Source organism: Streptomyces cyanogenus (genome assembly GCF_017526105.1).
GTDB lineage: Bacteria > Actinomycetota > Actinomycetes > Streptomycetales > Streptomycetaceae > Streptomyces > Streptomyces cyanogenus.
On the sequence record NZ_CP071839.1, the window covers coordinates 3238886 to 3257766 of the forward strand.

The window sequence follows — 18881 nt, forward strand, 5'->3', positions numbered from 1 at the left end:
CTCACCGGGCCGGTGGTGCGGCCCGCCCACGACGAACGCGCCCGGGTGGCGGCCGGGCCCACCCGTGTCCTCGACGCCCAGACGGGAGAGTGCCTCATATGACCTCCAGTGGTGTGCGTGTGGTGGCCGCCGGCGACCACTTCGTGCTGCCGTCCCTGATCACGGCCGCGCTCGCGAAGGAGGCCGACTGCGCGGTGCGGGAACTGACCCTGGGCTGGCCACTGGAGCCGTTCGGGCCGGTGGCCGAGGTGAGCGAGGCGAGCGACGCCGAGGACGAGCTGATCGCGGCCCTCGCCGGTGCCGAGGTGCTGGTCACCCAGATGGGGCCGGTCACCGAACGCGTCCTCGCCGCCTGCCCCGCGCTGCGGCTGGTCGTCGTCTGCCGGGGCGGACCGGTCAACGTCAACCTGGAGGCGGCGGAGCGGCACGGCGTGCGGGTGTGCTTCGCGCCCGGCCGCAACGCCGCCGCCACCGCCGAGTTCACGATCGGCCTGCTCCTCGCCGCCCTGCGCCGCATCCCGCAGGCCCACGACCTCCTCGCCCGGCAGGGCAGTTGGGCGGGCTCGTCGTACTACACCTACGAGCACAGCGGCCTGGAGCTGGAGGACCTGCCCGTCGGGCTCGTCGGCTACGGCGCGGTCGGCAGCCGGGTCGCCCGGGTGCTGTGCGCGTTCGGGGCGCGGGTGACGGTGTACGACCCGTACGTGCGCGGCGAGGTGCACGGGCTGCGCCTGCCCTCGCTGGACGACCTGCTGCGCCGCTCCGCCGTCGTCACCCTGCACGCCCGGCTCACCGCCGAGACCCGCGGTCTGATCGGCGCCCGTGAACTGGCGCTGCTGCCGCCGGGTGCGGTGGTGGTCAACGCGGCCCGGGGTCCGCTGCTGGACGAGGACGCGCTGTGCGACGCGCTGGCCGAGGGGCGGCTGTCGGCGGCGGCCCTGGACACCTTCGCCCGCGAACCGCTGCCGCCGGGCTCCCGGCTGCGCGCGCTGTCCGACCGGGTGGTGCTCAGCCCGCACCTGGGCGGGGCCAGCCGGGCGGTGGCGGAGAAGGCCGCCCGGATCGCCGCCGCCGAAGTGGGCCGCTGGGTGCGCGGGGAGCCCCTCGCGCACTGTCTCCGGTAAGGCCCGTCCACGCTCACTGTGCCGACGCGCCGGCAGCGAAGAGAGCCGGGGGCGGCGCGCCGTCGCAGGCGAACGAAGCCACGACAGAGGAGTCGGCATGTTCGTCGGGATCGATGTGGGAACGTCCCTGGTGAAGGCGGCCGCCTTCGACCGGGACGGGCGGCAGCTGGCCGTCGAGGCACGGCCGGTGCACCTGGATGTGCGCCACGGGGCCGTGGAGCAGGAGATGCGGGAGGTGTACGCGGCCGTCGTCGGTGTGCTGCGGACGCTGACCGGGCGGCTGGCGGAGCCCGTGGAGCTGGCCGGGCTGACCGGGCAGGGCGACGGGGTGTGGCTGGTGGACGCGGCGGGCCGGCCGGTGCGGCCGGCGCTCTCGTGGATGGACGGCCGGGCGCACGAGCTGCTGGACGAGTGGCTGGCGGACGGCACCTTCGAGGCCGTCTTCCGGCGCACCGGCAGCGCCCTGTTCCCGGGCTGCCCAGGGCCGTTGCTGGCCTGGCTGGACCGGCACGAGCCGAAGGCCCTGGACGCCGCCGCGGCGGCCGTCTACTGCAAGGACATGGTGTTCCAGCGGCTGACCGGCGCGGCGCGGGCGGTGACGGACGTGTCGGACGCGTCGATGCCGTTCCTGGACCCGCGCTCACGGTCGTACGACGACGGGGTGGTGGAGCTCCTCGGCCTCACCCACCGGCGCGGGCTGCTCCCGGCGATCGGTGATCCGATCGCGGCCGGCGAGGCCGGCGGCGAGGGGCTGCCCGCCGGGACCCCGCTGGCGAACGGCCCGTACGACCTGCCCGCCTGCGCGCTCGGCGCCGGGGTCACCGCGCCCGGCGACGGGCTGCTGATCGTCGGCACGTGTCTGGCGAGCCTGGTCGCCACCACCGAGCTGGACCTGGGCGGTGAACCGGCGGGGCTGTACATCTCCACGGACCGGCCGGGCCACTGGCTGCGTGCGATGCCCGCGATGGTCGGCACGGCGGCGCTGGACTGGGTGCTGCGCACGACGGGGGCCCGGCACGAGGAGCTGGACGACCTGCTGGCCGCCGCCCCGCCGGGCTCGTCCGGGGTGCGGGTGCTGCCGTACTTCGCGCCGTCCGGCGAGCGGGCGCCGTTCGTGGAGCCCAGGCTGCGGGCCCAACTGCTCGGGGTCTGTCTGGAGACCCGCCCCGCCGATCTGGTCCGGGCCACCTGCGAGGGCATCGGCTACGCGGCCCGGCACTGTCTGGAGGCGGCGGGCCTGACCGGCTCGCTCGCGGTGTGCGGCGGCGGCACCCGCAGCCTGGCCTGGACGGGGCTGCTGGCCGATGTGCTGGGCCGGCCGCTGAGGGTGGTGGAGGGCGAGGTCGGCGCGCGGGGCGCGGTGCTCGCGGCCGCCGCCCGGTACGGCGTCCCCCTGGACACCGCCGCCTGGACCGAGCCGACCCGGGTGATCGAGCCGGACCCGGACCGGGCGGCGTACTACGCGAAGGGGTACGAGGAGCACCTGGAGCTGCTGGCCGCGGCACGGGCCCGGGCCCGGCGGTGAACCGGGCCCGCCGCCCCGGGGGTCACAGGTTGCTGAAGTCCGGGCCCTTGGTGCGGGAGCGCTTGATCTCGTAGAAGCCCGGCACCGAGGCCACGGCGAGCGTGCCGTCCCACAGGCGGGCCGCCTCCTCGCCCTGCGGGGCGGGGGTGACGACCGGGCCGAAGAAGGCGATCTGCTCGCCGTCGGGGCCGGGCACCGCGATGACGGGGGTGCCGACGTCCTGGCCGACCTTCTCGATGCCCTCCTTGTGGGAGGCGCGCAGCTCCGGCTCGTACGGGGTGGAGTCCCAGTGGTCCATGAGGGACTCGGGCAGGCCGACGTCCTGCAGCGCGGCGGCCACGGCCGACTTCTCCGGGCCCTCGCCCTGGTTGTGGATGCGCGTGCCGAGCGCCGTGTACAGGTCGGCGAGCACCGCTTCGCCGTGCTCCTGCTGGGCCGCGATGACGACGCGGACCGGGCCCCAGGCCTTGGTCGCGAGCATCTCGCGGTACTCCTCCGGCAGTTCGTCGAGCCTGTTCTCGTTGAGCACGGCGAGGCTCATCACATGCCAGCGGACCTCGATGTCACGGACCTTCTCCACCTCCAGCACCCAGCGGGAGGTCATCCAGGCCCAGGGGCACAGCGGGTCGAACCAGAAGTCGACGGGGGTCTTGTCCGACATGTCTCTCCTCGTCAGGAACACTTTCCCGGGGAAACGCCGCCGTCGGCCTTGCCATTCCCCGTCTCCCCCGTCAGGGGCACATGGCAGGATCGGTGCTGTTCAGCCGCCATCCGCGCGATCACGAGGGAGTGCCGTCCGTGCCCGGTGAGAATCTGTCCCGCGACGAGGCCCGGGAGCGGGCCGCCCTGCTGTCCGTCGACGGCTACGAGGTGTCCCTGGACCTGCGGTCCGCCGTCGGCGACGCGGGCGGCGAGCCGCGCACGTTCCGTTCGGTGACCACCATCCGCTTCCGCTGCAACGAGCCGGGCGCCTCCAGCTTCGCCGATCTGGTCGCGCCGAGCGTGACGTCCGTCTCGCTCAACGGCCGGGACCTGGACCCGGGTGAGGTGTTCGACGGTTCCCGGATCGCGCTGGAGGACCTGGCCGCGGAGAACGAGCTGGTGGTGGACGCCCAGTGCGCCTACTCGCGCACGGGTGAGGGCCTGCACCGCTTCGTCGACCCGGAGGACGGCGAGGTGTACCTGTACACGCAGTACGAGCCGGCCGACGCCCGCCGGGTGTTCGCCAACTTCGAGCAGCCGGACCTGAAGGCGCCGTACCGCTTCGAGGTGCGGGCGCCCGAGGGGTGGACGGTGTGGAGCAACGGCGCCGGTGAACTGGCCGACGGCGTCTGGCGGTTCGCGGAGACCAAGCCGATCTCGACGTACATCACCTGTGTGGTGGCGGGCCCGTACCACTATGTGACGGACTCCTACACGCGTACCTTCGAGGACGGCACGAAGCTGGAGATCCCGCTCGGCGCGATGTGCCGCAAGGGTCTCGCCCCGCACTTCGACGCGGACGACGTGTTCCTGGTGACCAAGCAGGGCCTGGACTTCTTCCACGAGCACTTCGACTACCCGTACCCGTTCGGGAAGTACGACCAGGCGTTCGTGCCGGAGTACAACCTGGGCGCGATGGAGAACCCGGGACTGGTGACCTTCCGCGAGGAGTACATCTTCCGCGGGAGGGTGACGCAGGCGTCGTACGAGGCGCGGGCCAACGTCGTCCTGCACGAGATGGCGCACATGTGGTTCGGCGACCTGGTCACCATGGAGTGGTGGGACGACCTGTGGCTGAAGGAGTCCTTCGCGGACTTCATGGGCACGTTCGCGAACGTGGGCGCGACCCGCTTCAAGGACGCGTGGATCACCTTCGCCAACCGCCGCAAGGCGTGGGCGTACCGCGCGGACCAGCTGCCGTCCACGCATCCGATCACGGCGGACATCCGTGACCTGGAGGACGCCAAGCTGAACTTCGACGGCATCACGTACGCCAAGGGCGCCTCGGTGCTCAAGCAGCTGGTGGCGTACGTCGGCCGGGACGCCTTCCTGGAGGGCGCCCGGCGTTACTTCAAGCGCCACGCGTACGGCAACACGCGCCTGGGCGACCTGCTGTCGGTGCTGGCCGAGACGAGCGGCCGGGACATGACGGCGTGGTCGCGGTCCTGGCTGCAGACGGCCGGGGTGAACACGCTGACCCCGCAGGTGCTGCTGGACACCGAGGGCGGCCGGATCGCGGAGCTGGCGATCCTCCAGGAGGCCCCCGAGTCGCACCCGGAGCTGCGTCCGCACCGGATCGCGGTGGGCCTGTACCGCCGCACGCCCGAGGGGACGCTGGAGCGGTACGCGCGGGTGGAGACGGACCTGCACGAGCCGCGTACGGTCGTGGCGGAGCTGGCGGGCGCCGAGGCGCCGGAACTGGTGCTGGTCAACGACGACGACCTGACCTACTGCAAGATCCGGTTCGACGAGACCTCGCTGGCGACGCTGCGGTCGGGCCTGGGCGGGCTGACGGACCCGCTGGCACGTGCCCTGTGCTGGTCGGCGCTGTGGAACCTGACCCGGGACGGGCTGCTGCCGGCGCGGGACTTCATCGACCTGGTGCTGCGGTTCGCGGGCCGTGAGTCGGACATCGGTGTGCTGCAGATGCTGCACGCCTGGGCGAACTCGGCGCTGGTGCACTACGCGGCGCCGGCGTGGCGGGAGACCGGCGGGGAGCTGCTGGCCGAGGGCGCGCTGCGGGAGCTGCGGGCGGCCGAGGCGGGCAGCGAGCACCAGCTGGCCTGGGCGCGGTTCTTCGCGGCGGTGGCCTCCGCCGGGCCGGACCTGCAGCTGCTGACGGAGCTGCTGGACGGCACCACCGCGATCGAGGGTCTGGAGGTGGACCAGGAGCTGCGCTGGGCGTTCCTGGAGCCGCTGGCTGCGCACGGGGCGGCGGACGAGTCGGTGCTGGCGGCCGAGCTGGCCCGGGACGACACGGCGTCGGGCAAGCGGCACCAGGTGCGCTGCCTGGCCGCGCGGCCGTCGGCGGCGGTCAAGGCGCAGGCGTGGGCGCAGGTGGTGGAGTCCGACGCACTGTCGAACGCGCTGGTGGAGGCGACGATCTCAGGCTTCCAGCAGCCGTCGCAGCGGGAGCTGACCGCGCCGTACGCGCAGCTGTACTTCGCGGCGATCGAGCGGGTGTGGCGGGAACGGTCGATCCAGATCGGCATGGACGTGGTGCGGGGCCTGTTCCCGGCGTACCAGGACCGGTGGGAGACGCTGGAGGCGACGGACGCCTGGCTCCGGGCGCACGGCGACGCGGCGCCGGCGCTGCGCCGGCTGGTGCTGGAGGCGCGGGACGACCTGGCGCGGGCGCTGCGCGCACAGGAGTGCGACGCGGCGGCCGGCGACCGGTGAGCCTTGGCCTGAGCCTGCCCGGGCGCTGACCGTTACGAGATTCGGTCACACACGGCCGTAACCCCTGGCCGCACCTGAGCGGACCAGGGGTTTTCCGCCCCTATTCGGCACCCGAACACCTGACCTTTAGTTCCGTCTTGTCCGCATTCATCAACGGGCGTGTAACAGCGGTTACGGGCGGGACCGGGCGCGGGAATCTGGAGGCCATGACGCACAACACCCCGCTCTCCCCCCGCCCCCTGCGCCACCTCTCCGACGCCCACCGCCGCGTCCTGACGACGGCCCAGCTGCGCGCCCACGGCGTGACACCGGCCGAGCTGTCCGAGCAGTGCCGGGCCGACGGCCCCTGGCAGGAGCTGCTCCCGAACGTGTTCCTGCTGCACCCCGGCCCGGCCACCGGCGAGGAACGGCTGCACGGGGCCCTGCTGTACGCGGCCCGCGCCGCCGAGCCGGCCGTCCCCACCCAGCCGACGGCCGACAGCCCGCACCGGCCGTTCTACACCGAGGCGGTGCTCACCGGCCTCGCCGCGCTGACCGTGCACGGCTTCTCGTGCACCCCGCCGCTGCCCTCCCTGGACCACGTGGACGTCCTGGTCCCGCGCCTGCGCCGGCTGCGCTCCACCGGCTACGTCCGCATCCTGCGCTCCCCGTCCCTGCCCGCCCCGCAGGCGGTGTCGGGCCTGCCGGTGGCGCCGGTGCCGCGGGCGCTGGCGGACGCGGTGGCGGAGCTGACGGACGCGCAGGCGGTACGGCGGCTGCTCACCGAGGCGGTGCGCGGCGGCCACTGCGAACCGGCCGCCGTGGTACGGGAACTGACCCTGGCGAAGCTGCTGAGCCGCCCGCACGTGGTGGACGCGGTGGACGCGCTGGTCGCCGAGGGCCGTTCGATCGCCGAGGACCGCCTCTACCGGATGGTCCGCGAGTACGGCCTGCCCGACCCGGTCTGGAACGTCGACCTGCGCCTGCCCGGCGGCCCGTACCTCGGCGGCCTGGACGCCTACTGGCCGGAGCAGGCGGTCGCCGTCGAACTCGACACGCGAGCCCCGCGCCAGGGCCGGCAGCAGGACGACGACCCGGTGTGGTCGGAATACGCCCGCAAGCGCGAGCACCTGGAACGCCTCGGCATCACGGTCGTGCACATCACGCCGCGCAAGCTCCGGGAGTCCCTGGAGCAGCAGGCGGCGGTGGTGCGGACCGCACTCATGGCGTCCGGGGACCGCGATCCGGCCGCGTACGTCCTGGTGCTGCCACGACAGTGAGGACCGGGGCGGCGCCGGGAGGGCCGCGATGCTCCCGGGAGGGGGGAGAGGAGGGGCCGCCGGGCCGGGTGCCGGCGGCCCCTCCTCGTGTGCCGCCGCCGGTCCACTTCTGCTGCGCCGGCCGGGTGAGCGTTCACCGGAACGGACGAGCAGGACGGGCGGCCGGGGGGCCGGCCGCGGTACAGGAAAGTCATGAGACACCCCCGAATAGCGGCAGGCGCGTGTTCCCTCCTCCTCGCGGCCGCCTGCGCGTTCGCCGATCCCGCGACGGCACAAGTGGCGCCCCGGACCGTGGCCGGCGGCTACGTGGCCCTCGGCGACTCCTACTCCTCGGGTGCCGGAGCCGGCGACTACCTGGCCTCCGGCAGGGAGTGCAAGCGCAGCAGCCGGGCCTTCCCCGTGCTGTGGGCCGAGGCCCACGCGCCGGCGTCCTTCTCCTTCGCCGCGTGCAACGGCGCCGGCGCCGACGAGGTCCTGACCGAACAGCTCGGCCACCTCGGCCCGCGCACCGCGCTGGTCACGCTCACCGTCGGCGGCAGCGACACGGGCTTCGTCGGGGTCATCGCGGCCTGCTCGCTGGGCGGCGCCAAAGGGTGCCTGTCCGCCGTCTCCCGAGCCCGCACCACCATGGACGGGTCCCTCTCCGGCAGCCTCGACCGGCTCTACTCGGCCATCCGGAACCGGGCCCCCGCCGCCCGTGTCGTGGTGCTCGGCTACCCGCACCTGTACCACCTCCAGGGCTCCTGCGCGCTGGGCCTCCCGGACAGCGAACGCGCCGCCCTGAACGACGCCGTGGACCACCTCAACGCCGTGATCGCCCAGCGCGCCCGCGCCCACGGGTTCACCTTCGCCGACGTCACCGCCGCCTTCGCCGGCCACGAGATCTGCTCGTCCCGGCCCTGGCTGCGCGGTGTCGACGTGCTGGCGATCACCGAGTCGTACCACCCGACGGCACCGGGACAGTCCCTCGGCTACCTCCCGGTGCTCTCCCGGGCGTCGTGACCGCTACAGCGGCTCGGGCAGGCGCGAGGCCCTCGCGTGGACGCCTTCGAGCAGCGCCGCGTACGCCGCGATCATGCGGGTACGGCTGAAGCGTTCCCGGCTCGCCGCGAGCGCCGGGGCCCGACGGGTGCGGCCGGCGACCGCGGCCGTCCAGGCCCGGGCGACGGCCCGGGGGTCCGGCGGGGTCACGAAGCCGTGGCCCCGGACGATCTCCGCACTGTCGCCCACGTCCGTCGTCACCGGCACCGCGCCGCACATCATGCCCTCGATCAGGCACAGCGGCGCCGCCTCCCCCGAGACGGAGGTGAGGGCGACGACGTCGGCGGCGGCGTAGACGGTCTCCATGTCGCGGCGCACGCCGAGCAGGCGGACGCGCTCGGCGAGGTGCCGGTCCGCGCCGAACGCGACCTCGATGTCGGCCCACAGCTCCGGGTTGGTGTCGGTCATGCCCGCACCGCACATCAGGACGTGGCCCTCGGGTTCGCGGGCGAGCCAGGCGCGGGCGGCCCGCAGGAAGAGCGGGATGTTCTTCATCGCGGCGTAGCGGGCCGCGAAGACGACGACCGGGGCCGCGGCCGGGATGCCGAGGCAGCCGCGGAACGCCTGCCGGGCCGCCGGGTCCGGGCGGAAGCGGAGCAGGTCCACCCCGTTGGGTATGACGTGCAGCAGCTCGCGCGGGATGCCGGCGGCCGCGTAGGCCGCCCGCGTGGACTCAGCGCAGCAGACGCAGGCGGCCACCGTGCCGTCGGCGATGGCGGCCTTCAGCTCGGCCAGGGCGGGGCCCTGGTTCTCCGGGTCGGAACGGTGCAGGCAGACCACGACCGGGCGGCGGGGCAGCCCGGCCTGGTTGAGCAGGGCCAGCGGCTGCTCCTTCAGCGACAGGATCACATCCGCGGCGGCCATGGACCGCGCGGTTTCGGCCAGCTCGGGCCCGCTGAAAACGTTCGCCGCGAGCGTGCCGTCCACCAGCCCGGCGGTGCGGCCGAGCGAGGTGACGCCGACCGCGCCGGCGGTCAGCGCCCGGTAGCAGGCGTCGTCCTCCATGCGCTGCCGGGTGGCCTCCCGGTGGACCTCGCCATGGATGCTGAGCACCTGGTGGGACTGGCCGCCCTCGGCCAGTCCCCGTACGACGTCGGAGTGCAGGATCCGGGCTCCCCCGGAGAAGAACCCCTCGTAGACCGACAGCACACGCAGTCCGTGCCTCGCTCGCACACGACCACCCGCCTTGCAGACACATCGAGCCATCCCCGTGAACAGCGGGTTAGCCGATATGAGGCGATATGGACATTGCGTACGTGTTAACGCAGAACTACGCGAATGAAACGATGGCTAACAGAATTCCCCCTCGATCACCGCACCCGTGTCCCCGGTCCAGTCCCCGTTGAAGTTGAAGGCGAGGGAGTGGCGGCCGTCCGGCGTCGTCGCCGCCGCGGACACGGAGCCGTGGATGCCCCCGGTATGACCCCAGACGTGGACACCGCAGGTCAGCTTCGTGTCCATGAGGCCGAGGCCGTAGCGGACGTTCGGCACGCCATCGATCTTCACCGTCGTCTTCATCTCCTTCAGCTGGCGCGGCGGGAGGAGCTTTCCGCCCAGCAGGGCGCTGTAGAAGCGGTCCAGGTCCGCGGAGTTCGAGATCATCTCGCCGGCCGAGGAGGCCATCGACGGGTTGAGGGTCGTGACGTCGTACGTCGGGCCGGTGTCCGTCTCGGCGAGCTTGGAGTACGCACGGCTGCCGGGCCGCGGCACCGTGACCTCGGTGCCGGGCAGGGAGGTGGCCGTCAGGTGCAGGGGCCGCAGGACGCGGCGGCGGATCTCGGTGGCGTACGAGTGGCCCGTCACCTTCTCGATCACCATGCCGGCCACGACGTAGTTGGTGTTGGAGTAGTTCCACGACGCGCCCGGGGCGAAGTCCGGCTCGTGGCGCAGGGCGACCGCCAGGAGGTCGTGCGGTGTGAGGGTGTCGTATCGGTGCTCGAAGAAGCCGTCCCTGGCGAAGTGGTCGCGGGCGAAACCGGCGTCGCTGGTGTAGTCGTAGATGCCGCTGGTGTGATTGAGGAGCTGGCGGACGGTGATGCCGCGGCCGTCGTGACCGTGGCCGCGGACGACGCCGGGCAGCCACCTGTCGACCTTGTCGTCCAGGGACAGCCGGCCCTCCGCCTCCAGCTGGAGCAGGACCGTGGAGACGAAGGTCTTGGTGATGCTGCCGACGCGGTAGCGGTCGGCGGCCGAGCGGGGCGTGCCCGTGCCGGTGTCGCCCACGCCGGCCGTCGCCGACCAGGTGCCGTGGGTGTCCCGCGCGGTCGCGGTCACCCCGGGCACGCCCGCCGCGACCGCCGCGTCGATCGCCGTGCGGGTGCCGGCGTGGCCGCCCGTGGACCGGGTGCCGGTGGCCGCCACCGCCGGGGCCGCGAGGGCCGCGGACAGGATCAGGGCGGTGGTGCCCACCAGAGCCGTGCGTACGCGCATGTCTTCCCCCAACGTGTGGTGTGTGGTGCGGTCGGGGGAAGGGACCTCGGTGCGTTGTGCGAAGGTTGCGTGGTGTAGCCCGGTTGAGTGAGTTTCAGCCCTTCTTCAGCACCAGCTCGGTGTTCCGGTCGGCCGCGGTGCCGGCGAGGGTCGTGTTGGCGCCGGGGGCGTTGTAGGACAGCTCGCGGTAGAGAGCGGCGAGGCCGGTCTGGGAGAGGTCGGCGTAGTCGGTGCGGTGCGGGGCCGCGGACTCGATCAGGGTGGTGAACAGGGACACGGTGCCGTCCTTGTTGTCGACCAGTTCGATGATCCGGGCGAGCTGGGGGTGGTCGACGTGCGAGGCGGTGGAGATCTCCCAGAAGGAGCGCCCGCCGGGGGCCCGGTGCGGGGTGATGACGTTCTTGTGGATGTGGCCGTTCACCCAGGCCAGCACGTTGGCGTGGGCGGACAGCACGGAGATCACCTCGGCGCCGTTGTGGCGCTTCTCGCCGGGGCGGGCCGGGTCGGGCCGGGTGTTGGTCATGGTCTTGCTGGTGTGGTGGCTGAAGACGACGACGTGGGAGTCCTTGTTCTCCTTCAGCGTCCTGTCGAGCCACTTCAGCTGGGCGGTGCCGACGGAACCCTCGTAGTGGCCGCCGGCGTCGGTGGTGTCGAGGCTGATGCCGATGACGTCGTCGGAGATGCGGAAGGCGTAGTACTGGGTGCCCGCGTCCAGGTTCGCCGAGGAGTAGCCGTGGCCGACCGGGCCGTGTCCCTGGTACGCGGGGTCGAGGTGGGCCTTCAGGTAGTCGGCCTGGGTGTAGGGGGCGCGCTTCTCGTCCGGCGTGACCGAGCGCATCGAACGGGCGTGGGCCTTGAGGAAGTCGCGGTAGCCGGTGCCCCTGGGGTCCTTGGCGTTCTTGATGGCGTCCTGGAGCTTCTTGGCGTCGGCGGCGGAGACGCTCATCAGCTTCCTTCCGCCGATGGCCGCCTCGGCGAGGTAGCGGTCGCCGTGGGAGCCGTAGCAGCCGAGCGGGAGGGTGTCGTGGTTGCCGACGGTGGAGTACCAGGGCAGGCCGAGGCCGGGGCTGCGCACCTCGCGGACCGCGGCGGCCAGGAACCCCTCCAGGTGGGGGAAGCCGAGCGCCTTGTCGTGGTCGCGGGTGGCGGAGCCGGGCTGCCAGTACAGCTTCAGCCCGCTGTTCTGCACGCCCTCGTAGTGCCCGGGCTCACCGGAGTCGGGGGTGATCCGGCCGCCGCTCATCACCTTCATGAACCACTCCAGTTCGGAGTGGGCGTTGTTGTCGGTGTTGTCGCCGGTCGTCATCACGAAGTGCAGCGGGGCACCGGTGACGGGCGCGCCGCGCAGCGCGTTGACCCGCTCCACGAGGGAGATCGCGCCGGGCACGGTCAGCGCCTCGTGCGGGCGCCAGGCGTGCACGTCGTGGGCGCGCAGGTACTCCAGGCGCAGCGGGTGCTGGACGTCCATCAGATGCAGGTCGGTGAACTGCACGAACGCGGCGAGGGCGGTACGGCGGCCGGCCCGGCCGGACCGGGGCGCGGCCAGCTCGTCGCGGACGACCCGCTTCCAGCCGGGCCCGTCGCCGAGGCGGCGGTAACCGGAGCCGTTCCGCGGGGCGGCGACGGAGGCGACGGTGGTGCCCCTGGTGTACGGGGCGAGCGGGGCGGTGGCGGCGGCCTGCCGGGACCGGGCGACCGGTGCCCCGGCGGGGGTGGCGGCCTGGCTGTCGGTGGGGCGCAGGGCGTAGCCGACGCCCGCGGAGAGCGAGACCGCTCCGGCGGCGGCGAGGACGGTACGGCGGTTGACCCCCGGAGTGGGGGCGGTGACAGAGCGTATGCGCGACATGGCGCGATCTCCCCGAGTGCGAACGCGTCGGCAGTGGTCGCGGGCCGTCGCGGACGCGAACGTCCCGCTCACTGTGGATCGTTGGCAGCGGGGATGGCCTGCGCGTGAACGCGGCGGCAACGCGCAGCGCCGATCACCGTACGTGGATCACGGGGTACCGGGCACGGTCACGCAGTGGATCGCGCCCGGCCCGGGGCCGGTCACTCCTCGTTCACCTGCCGGGGTACGGGAGGGTCCGTCACGCGTCCGTGCGGCGGGCGTTCGCGCCACAGCCGCAGCGCGGTGTCGACCAGCCGGATCCGGGGCAGTGCGGGCACGGCGGCCAGGTCGTGCCAGGCGGCGAGGTCGGTGGATCCGCCCACCTCGTGACGGAGTTCGCCGCCGACCACCTCGCCCGTGTAGAGGATGCGCACCCCGTGGTGGTCGGTGCGGCGGCGCGGGCGCCCGCCGGGGATGACATGACGGGAGGAGTCGATGCCGAGGAGACCGGTCACCTCGATGCGGTAGCCGGTCTCCTCGGTGACCTCGCGGCGGACGGTGTCGTACGGGTCCTCGCCGTGTTCCATGCCGCCGCCGGGCAGCACCCACTCGGGCGTGCCGTCGGCTGCCGGCGAGCGGGCGAGCAGGAGTTGTCCGTCGCGGACGCACACGGCGTAGGCCGCCACCCTCAAGTTCCGTCGCATGGACGGACGTTAACGCCCCGGTTCCGGGTCGGCGGGCGAATATTCCGGTGCCGACCAGCGCAGGGGCAGGGCGGCCGGGGTCCACCAGGCCTCGGCGAGGGTGAAGCGGACCGTACGGGTGCCGTCCCGGCCGGACTCGGTGCGGGCCTCGCCGGTGAGCTGAAGGGTGCTGCCCGTCTCCCAGTCGAGGAAGAGCAGGCCGGCGCGGGGGTCGGCGTGCAGGTTGCCCAGGCTCAGGAACATCGCGTTGCCGGAGTAGTCCGGCCAGGTCAGCTCGTGCGGTGACGCCACCCGGACGAAGCCGGGACTGCCCCCGCGGTGGCTGGCGTCGGCGCCGGTGCGGTGCACGGTGCCGAGGAAGAAGGTGTCGGCGGCACCGATCAAGTCCGCCTCCCCGGTACCGAGTCGGGTGAGGTGGCGGGGGGTGCCCGGGGTGCGGTCGACCGTTTCGTACGACTCCCTTCGCTGGATGTACTTCGGGCAGTTGGCGAAGACCTGCTCCGCGTCCACGGTGAATCCGGTCGCCGTCGGACGCAGGTGGCCGTTGAGGCGCATCCGGCGGCGGGTGCGGGGGTCCAGGGCGATGGTGCCGACGGCCGTCGGGCCGCCGGCCGGGTGCGTGATGCCGCCGCGCGCCCCCGCGCCGTCGGCAGGGCCCCGTGTCCCTCCGGTGTGGTCGCGCAGCCGGCTGCCGGACCGGTGGGCGGTGTCCACGGTGATCCGGTGGGGCCCGGTCGCCCGTACGAAACCCGGGTCTCCCGTGAGCGCTTCCACCCACACCCTCCCCGTCCGCGGGTCCGCCGCCCCCACGATCAGCAGGGGCTGCTGTTCCAGGAACGCCGCCGCGACCGGCTTGATGGTCCGGCCCAGGGAGCGGCCCACGTGGTCGGCGCGATCGCGGACGCCGGCCTGGTCCTGCACGGCCAGCGAACCCGCGCGGTACACGCCCATGGCTAAAAGAAACCGCAGGTCGGAGCGGAGGCGTGGGGGGCGGGGGCCTGCTCGGCGCCGTGCGGGACGGAGATCTCCAGGCGAGTGCCGTCCGGGTCGTGGAAGAAGATGCCGCCGGAGGCCGAGCCCTCCCGGTGGGCGACCACCCCCTCGTGGGCGAACTCCACTCCGGCGGCCCTGAGCGCCGTCTCGTACTCCCGGACCCGGTCGATGGAGTCGGCGGTGAAGGCGAGGTGGTGCAGTCCGGCCCGGCCGCCGTCGTACGACCCCTGCGCCTGCTGCCAGAGGGTGAGGACGGGCTGGTCGCCGCCGGCGCCGAGGAACGCGTAGCGCCGGTCGTCCTCCTTGCCCTCGGCCAGCAGGGTGAAGCCGAGAACGTCCCGGTAGAGGGCGAGCGAGCGGTCGAGGTCGGTGACGTTCAGGCCGATGTGGCCGGTGCGCAAGGTCATGGCTGTCCCCTTCGGTGTGCCCTTGGCCGGGCATTTCTAACCTTTGTTCTTCAAGTTAGAGGTTAGTTCCAGTCGGGTCAACCGGTCACGTACGCTTGACTGGTTAGCCGAGAAGGAGTGCCCGATGTCCGCCGTCCGCGATCCCCGCCCGCTCACCGGTGAGCCGCTCGCGCTCGACCTGCTCAACACCCGGTGGAACCGGGACGGCGTCGTCCAGGACCTGCTCGCGGACACCGACGGGCTGGCGGTGTGGCTCGCGAGCAACGGGCTGGCCGGGGACCATCCGGCCGACGCGGAAGTGCTGCACCGTCTGCGCACCGCCCGGGACGCGATCAAGGCCGCGGTGGACGGCTCACCGCAGGAGGCGGCGCCGCTCGTGGACGCCGTGCTGGAGCACGGCCGGATCCGGGCCCGGCTCACCGCCGGCGGCCCGGCCGAGGAGCCCGAGTTCGCCGACCCCGCCTGGGGCCCGGCCTGGCTCGCCGCCCGCAGCTACCTGGACCTGCTCACCCGGACCCCGGACCGGATCCGCACCTGCGCCGGCGGCAGCTGCATCCTGTACTTCTTCGACACGTCCCGGAACGGCACCCGCCGCTGGTGCTCGATGGCCGCGTGCGGCAACCGGGCCAAGGCGTCCCGGCATTACGCGCGTTCGAAGGAGAACTGAGCCGAATCCGGGCTGAAACGGCCCGAATCCGGTCGTATCCCATCGCGGGTTTTCCCCATACCTTCATTTCGATTCGGTCAACGGTCGCCAACATCCGGACCCTTGGGCCAGGCTGAGCGCTCTCGTCCGCTCGTTCCTTGACCTGAGGGATGCCGATGACCCACACGCCCGAGCGTGATCCCATACCCGGCCCGAGACGCCTGGCCCGCATAGCCGTGGCCGTGGGCGTGGTGGCCGCCCTCTCCGCGGCCGGGCCGGTGCCCCTGGCCCTTGCCGCGGACACGCCGCCCGCCCCGGCCGCCGACCCCGGCGTCAAGTCCGCCCACGACAAGCTCGGTTCGGACGACGCCGCCCTGCTCGCCGAGGCCAAGGCCGACGGCGACAAGAGCGTCACGATGATGATCGCGACCTCGCCCGGCGAGACGGAGCAGGTCGCCGGAGAACTGGACGCGGTCCAGGGCGGCCTGGTGGGCCGTACCGACGACAGGCTCGGCTACGTCCGCGCCACCGTGCCGACGGGCCGCGCGGACTCGGCCATCGCCGCCGCTGCGAAGCTCTCCTCCGTCCGGGCCATCGACCTCAAGCAGGAGATCCCGCTCGACGACCCGGCGCCCGGCGGCGCCAAGTCACCGTCGGGCAAGGGCACTTACCCCGCGCCGGGCAAGAAGACCCCCGCCGAGAACCCGTACAACCCGTCCTTCGAGACCGGTGCCGTCGACTTCGTCGAGGACCACCCGAAGGCGGACGGCCGCGGCATCACCATCGGCATCCTCGACTCCGGCGTCGACCTCGGCCACCCGGCGCTGCAGAAGACCACCACCGGCGAGCGGAAGATCGTCGACTGGGTGACCGCGACCGACCCGGTCACCGACGGCGACGGCACCTGGCGCCGGATGACCACCGGTGTCTCCGGCCCGTCCTTCTCCATCACCACCGCCTCGCAGGGGACCGAGAAGTTCACCGCGCCCGAGGGCTCGTACAAGTTCAACTACATGTACGAGTCGGCCACCACCGGCGGCGACGAGAAGGGCGACCTCAACCGCGACGGCGACACCACCGACGCCTGGGGCGTGCTGTACGACCCGGCCGCCGGCACGGTCCGCGTCGACACGAACGACAACCTGGACTTCACCGACGACACGCCGATGAAGCCGTACAAGGACGGCTACCAGGTCGGGTACTTCGGCACCGACGACCCGGCGACGGACGTCGCCGAGCGCGTCCCGTTCGTGGTCGAGACCCGCAAGGACGTCGTCTACAACTCCTCCGGAGCCAAGGCCGACTACGTCAACATCGGCGTCATCGAGTCCGAGCACGGCACCCACGTCGCCGGCATCACCGCCGCGAACGGCCTGTTCGGCGGCAGGATGAACGGCGCGGCCCCGGGCGCCAAGCTGGTCTCCTCACGGGCCTGCACCTGGTCCGGCGGCTGCACCAACGTCGCCCTCACCGAGGGCATGATCGACCTCGTCACCAAGCGCGGGGTCGACATCGTCAACATGTCGATCGGCGGCCTGCCCGCGCTGAACGACGGCAACAACGCGCGCGCCGAGCTGTACACCCGGCTCATCGACACCTACGGCGTCCAGCTGGTGATCTCCGCCGGCAACTCCGGCCCCGGCGCGAACACCATCGGCGACCCCGGCCTGGCCGACAAGGTGATCTCGGTCGGCGCGGCGATCTCCAGTCAGACGTGGGCCGCCAACTACGGCTCGGCCGTCGAGAAGAAGTACGCGATGATGCCGTTCTCCTCGCGCGGCCCGCGTGAGGACGGCGGTTTCACGCCCACCCTGGTCGCCCCCGGCGCCGCGATCAACACCACCCAGACCTGGCTGCCGGGCTCCCCGGTCGCCGAGGCGGGCTACCCGCTGCCGGCCGGTTACTCGATGCTCCAGGGCACCTCGATGGCCTCCCCGCAGGCCGCCGGCGCCTCCGCGCTGCTGCTGAGCGCCGCGAAGCAGAAGGGCATCGACCTCACACCCGCCAGGCTGCGCACGGCGCTGACCTCGACCGCCGACCACATCAAGGGTGTGCAGGCGTACGAGGAGGGCGCGGGTCTCATCGACATCGTGGACGCGTGGGAGTCGATCAAGGACGACGCCACCGCCCACGAGTACACCGTCAAGGCCCCGGTCGACACCGCGATCGACTACGCGCTGAAGACCCCGGGCTTCGGCACCGGCCTGTACGACCGTGAGGGCGGTCTGAAGGCGGGCGAGAAGAAGACGTACGACGTCACGATCACCCGCACCTCCGGCCCGGACAAGGCGGTCCGGCACGAGCTGCACTTCGCGAACAACGCCGGCGGCACCTTCCGGATCGTCGGCGACGACGACGTCAGGCTGCCGCTGAACCAGCCGGTCACCGTCAAGGTGCAGGCGGCCCCGAGGTCCGCGGGCATCAAGAGCGCGATCCTGGAGGTCGACGACCCGCGGACCGAGGGCGTCGACAAGCAGGTCCTGTCCACCGTCGTGGTCGCGGCCCCGGTGAAGTACACGTACTCCGCCTCCGGCTCGGTGCAGCGCAACAGCACCCGCTCCTACTTCCTGAGCGTGCCCGAGGGCGCGACGTCGCTGGAGGTCGCGATCGGCGGGCTGCAGGACAAGAGCCAGACCCGGTTCGTCGCCATCCACCCGTACGGCGTCCCGTCCGACAACACCTCGACCCCGTACTGCTACAACAACTACCTGGACGGCAACGGCTGCAAGCCCGACGTGCGTTCCTACGCCGCCCCGCAGCCCGGCGTCTGGGAGGTGGAGGTCGAGTCCCGGCGCACGTCCCCGCTGCTCGACAACCCGTACCAGCTGGACGTCACCGTCCTCGGCGCCGCCTTCGACCCGCAGACCGTGACCGTCCCCGAGGCCAAGGTGGGCACCCCGGCCACCGCCTCCTGGAAGGTGACCAACACCTACGCCGCGCTGGACGGCAAGCTGACCGGCGGCCCGCTCGGCTCCGCCAAGACGACCCGCCCGGCCATCAAGCAGGGCGAGACGCAGACCACCACGGTGCAGGTCCCGGCCGGCGCGACCTCGCTCGACGTCGCCATCGGGGGCGTCTCCGACACGGCGGCCGACCTGGACCTGGCGGTGTACGACGCGTCCGGCAAGGAGGTCGGCAAGTCCGCCGACGGTGACTCGGAGGAGGCGGTGTCCGTGCCGTCCCCGGCCGCCGGCACCTACACCATCCAGGTCGTGGGCTACTCGGTCCCGTCCGGCTCGACCGACTACGACTACCGGGACGTGTTCTTCTCCACCGCGCTCGGTTCCGTCACCGTCGACGGCTCGGCCCCGGTCAAGCTCGGCACGGGTGACTCGGCCACGGTCACCGGCCAGGTCACGGCCGCCGCGGAGGCCCCGGCCGGCCGCGAGTTCTTCGGCCGCGTCCAGCTGGTGAACACCCGCGGCACGGTCGCGGGCACCGGCAGCGTGAAGATCGAGAAGGTCACGCCGTAACGGGCTGACCGCAAGAGGGGCGGGCGTCCTGACGGGCACCCGCCCCTCTTCGCGTCTGTCGCCGGTTCGCGGC

14 protein-coding genes are annotated in these 18881 nt (G+C 72.8%); 7 read left to right on the forward strand and 7 right to left on the reverse strand.

Annotated features, from left to right (window positions below; translation table 11 throughout):
* The first annotated feature begins 98 nt into the window (after nucleotides 1-98).
* Nucleotides 99-1124, forward strand: a complete 1026-nt coding sequence (locus S1361_RS14510) for a 2-hydroxyacid dehydrogenase (RefSeq protein WP_208032265.1) — start codon at nucleotides 99-101, stop codon at nucleotides 1122-1124.
* A gap of 97 nt (nucleotides 1125-1221) precedes the next feature.
* On the forward strand, nucleotides 1222-2649 hold the full coding sequence (locus tag S1361_RS14515; RefSeq protein WP_208032266.1) for an FGGY-family carbohydrate kinase: 1428 nt from the start codon (nucleotides 1222-1224) through the stop codon (nucleotides 2647-2649).
* Nucleotides 2650-2671: 22 nt separating this feature from the next.
* On the opposite strand, the gene S1361_RS14520 is transcribed toward S1361_RS14515, so the two are convergent.
* Nucleotides 2672-3310, reverse strand: a complete 639-nt coding sequence (locus tag S1361_RS14520) for a mycothiol-dependent nitroreductase Rv2466c family protein (RefSeq protein WP_208032267.1) — start codon at nucleotides 3308-3310, stop codon at nucleotides 2672-2674.
* A gap of 137 nt (nucleotides 3311-3447) precedes the next feature.
* On the opposite strand from S1361_RS14520, the gene pepN reads away from it, so the two are divergent.
* From pepN to S1361_RS14535, 3 genes are all read left to right on the forward strand, one after another.
* The gene (gene pepN / locus S1361_RS14525; protein WP_208032268.1) at nucleotides 3448-6030 is read left to right on the forward strand and encodes an aminopeptidase N; all 2583 of its coding nucleotides are present in this window, start codon (nucleotides 3448-3450) and stop codon (nucleotides 6028-6030) included.
* Nucleotides 6031-6236: 206 nt separating this feature from the next.
* Nucleotides 6237-7289 carry a hypothetical protein gene (locus S1361_RS14530; protein WP_208032269.1) on the forward strand — a complete coding sequence of 351 codons (1053 nt, stop codon included), beginning with the start codon at nucleotides 6237-6239 and terminating at the stop codon, nucleotides 7287-7289.
* Between the two features lie 192 nt (nucleotides 7290-7481).
* Complete coding sequence (locus S1361_RS14535) at nucleotides 7482-8291, forward strand: SGNH/GDSL hydrolase family protein (RefSeq protein ID WP_208032270.1); 810 nt, start codon at nucleotides 7482-7484, stop codon at nucleotides 8289-8291.
* Nucleotides 8292-8294: 3 nt separating this feature from the next.
* On the opposite strand, the gene S1361_RS14540 is transcribed toward S1361_RS14535, so the two are convergent.
* The 6 genes from S1361_RS14540 to S1361_RS14565 all read right to left on the reverse strand — a co-directional run bounded on the left by S1361_RS14540 (nucleotide 8295) and on the right by S1361_RS14565 (nucleotide 14689).
* Entirely contained in the window at nucleotides 8295-9479 is a 1185-nt protein-coding gene (locus S1361_RS14540; protein WP_208036596.1) for a glycosyltransferase, read from the reverse strand.
* Nucleotides 9480-9620: 141 nt separating this feature from the next.
* Nucleotides 9621-10760, reverse strand: a complete 1140-nt coding sequence (locus S1361_RS14545) for a serine hydrolase domain-containing protein (RefSeq protein WP_208032271.1) — start codon at nucleotides 10758-10760, stop codon at nucleotides 9621-9623.
* Nucleotides 10761-10854: 94 nt separating this feature from the next.
* On the reverse strand, nucleotides 10855-12606 hold the full coding sequence (locus S1361_RS14550) for a TIGR03767 family metallophosphoesterase (RefSeq protein ID WP_208032272.1): 1752 nt from the start codon (nucleotides 12604-12606) through the stop codon (nucleotides 10855-10857).
* 200 nt (nucleotides 12607-12806) lie between these two features.
* A complete protein-coding gene (locus S1361_RS14555) occupies nucleotides 12807-13289 on the reverse strand; it encodes an NUDIX hydrolase (RefSeq protein ID WP_208032273.1) in 483 nt (160 codons plus the stop codon).
* A gap of 9 nt (nucleotides 13290-13298) precedes the next feature.
* On the reverse strand, nucleotides 13299-14240 hold the full coding sequence (locus S1361_RS14560; protein ID WP_208032274.1) for a pyridoxamine 5'-phosphate oxidase family protein: 942 nt from the start codon (nucleotides 14238-14240) through the stop codon (nucleotides 13299-13301).
* A 2-nt stretch (nucleotides 14241-14242) separates the two neighbouring features.
* Nucleotides 14243-14689, reverse strand: coding sequence for a VOC family protein (locus tag S1361_RS14565; RefSeq protein ID WP_208032275.1), 447 nt, complete (start codon nucleotides 14687-14689; stop codon nucleotides 14243-14245).
* 124 nt (nucleotides 14690-14813) lie between these two features.
* On the opposite strand from S1361_RS14565, the gene S1361_RS14570 reads away from it, so the two are divergent.
* Together S1361_RS14570 and S1361_RS14575 are read left to right on the forward strand one after the other, a co-directional pair.
* Nucleotides 14814-15356: a CGNR zinc finger domain-containing protein gene (locus S1361_RS14570; protein ID WP_208032276.1), complete on the forward strand. Its 543-nt coding sequence runs from the start codon at nucleotides 14814-14816 to the stop codon at nucleotides 15354-15356.
* Between the two features lie 155 nt (nucleotides 15357-15511).
* The gene (locus S1361_RS14575) at nucleotides 15512-18808 is read left to right on the forward strand and encodes a S8 family serine peptidase (protein ID WP_208032277.1); all 3297 of its coding nucleotides are present in this window, start codon (nucleotides 15512-15514) and stop codon (nucleotides 18806-18808) included.
* The last annotated feature ends 73 nt before the right edge of the window (nucleotides 18809-18881 follow it).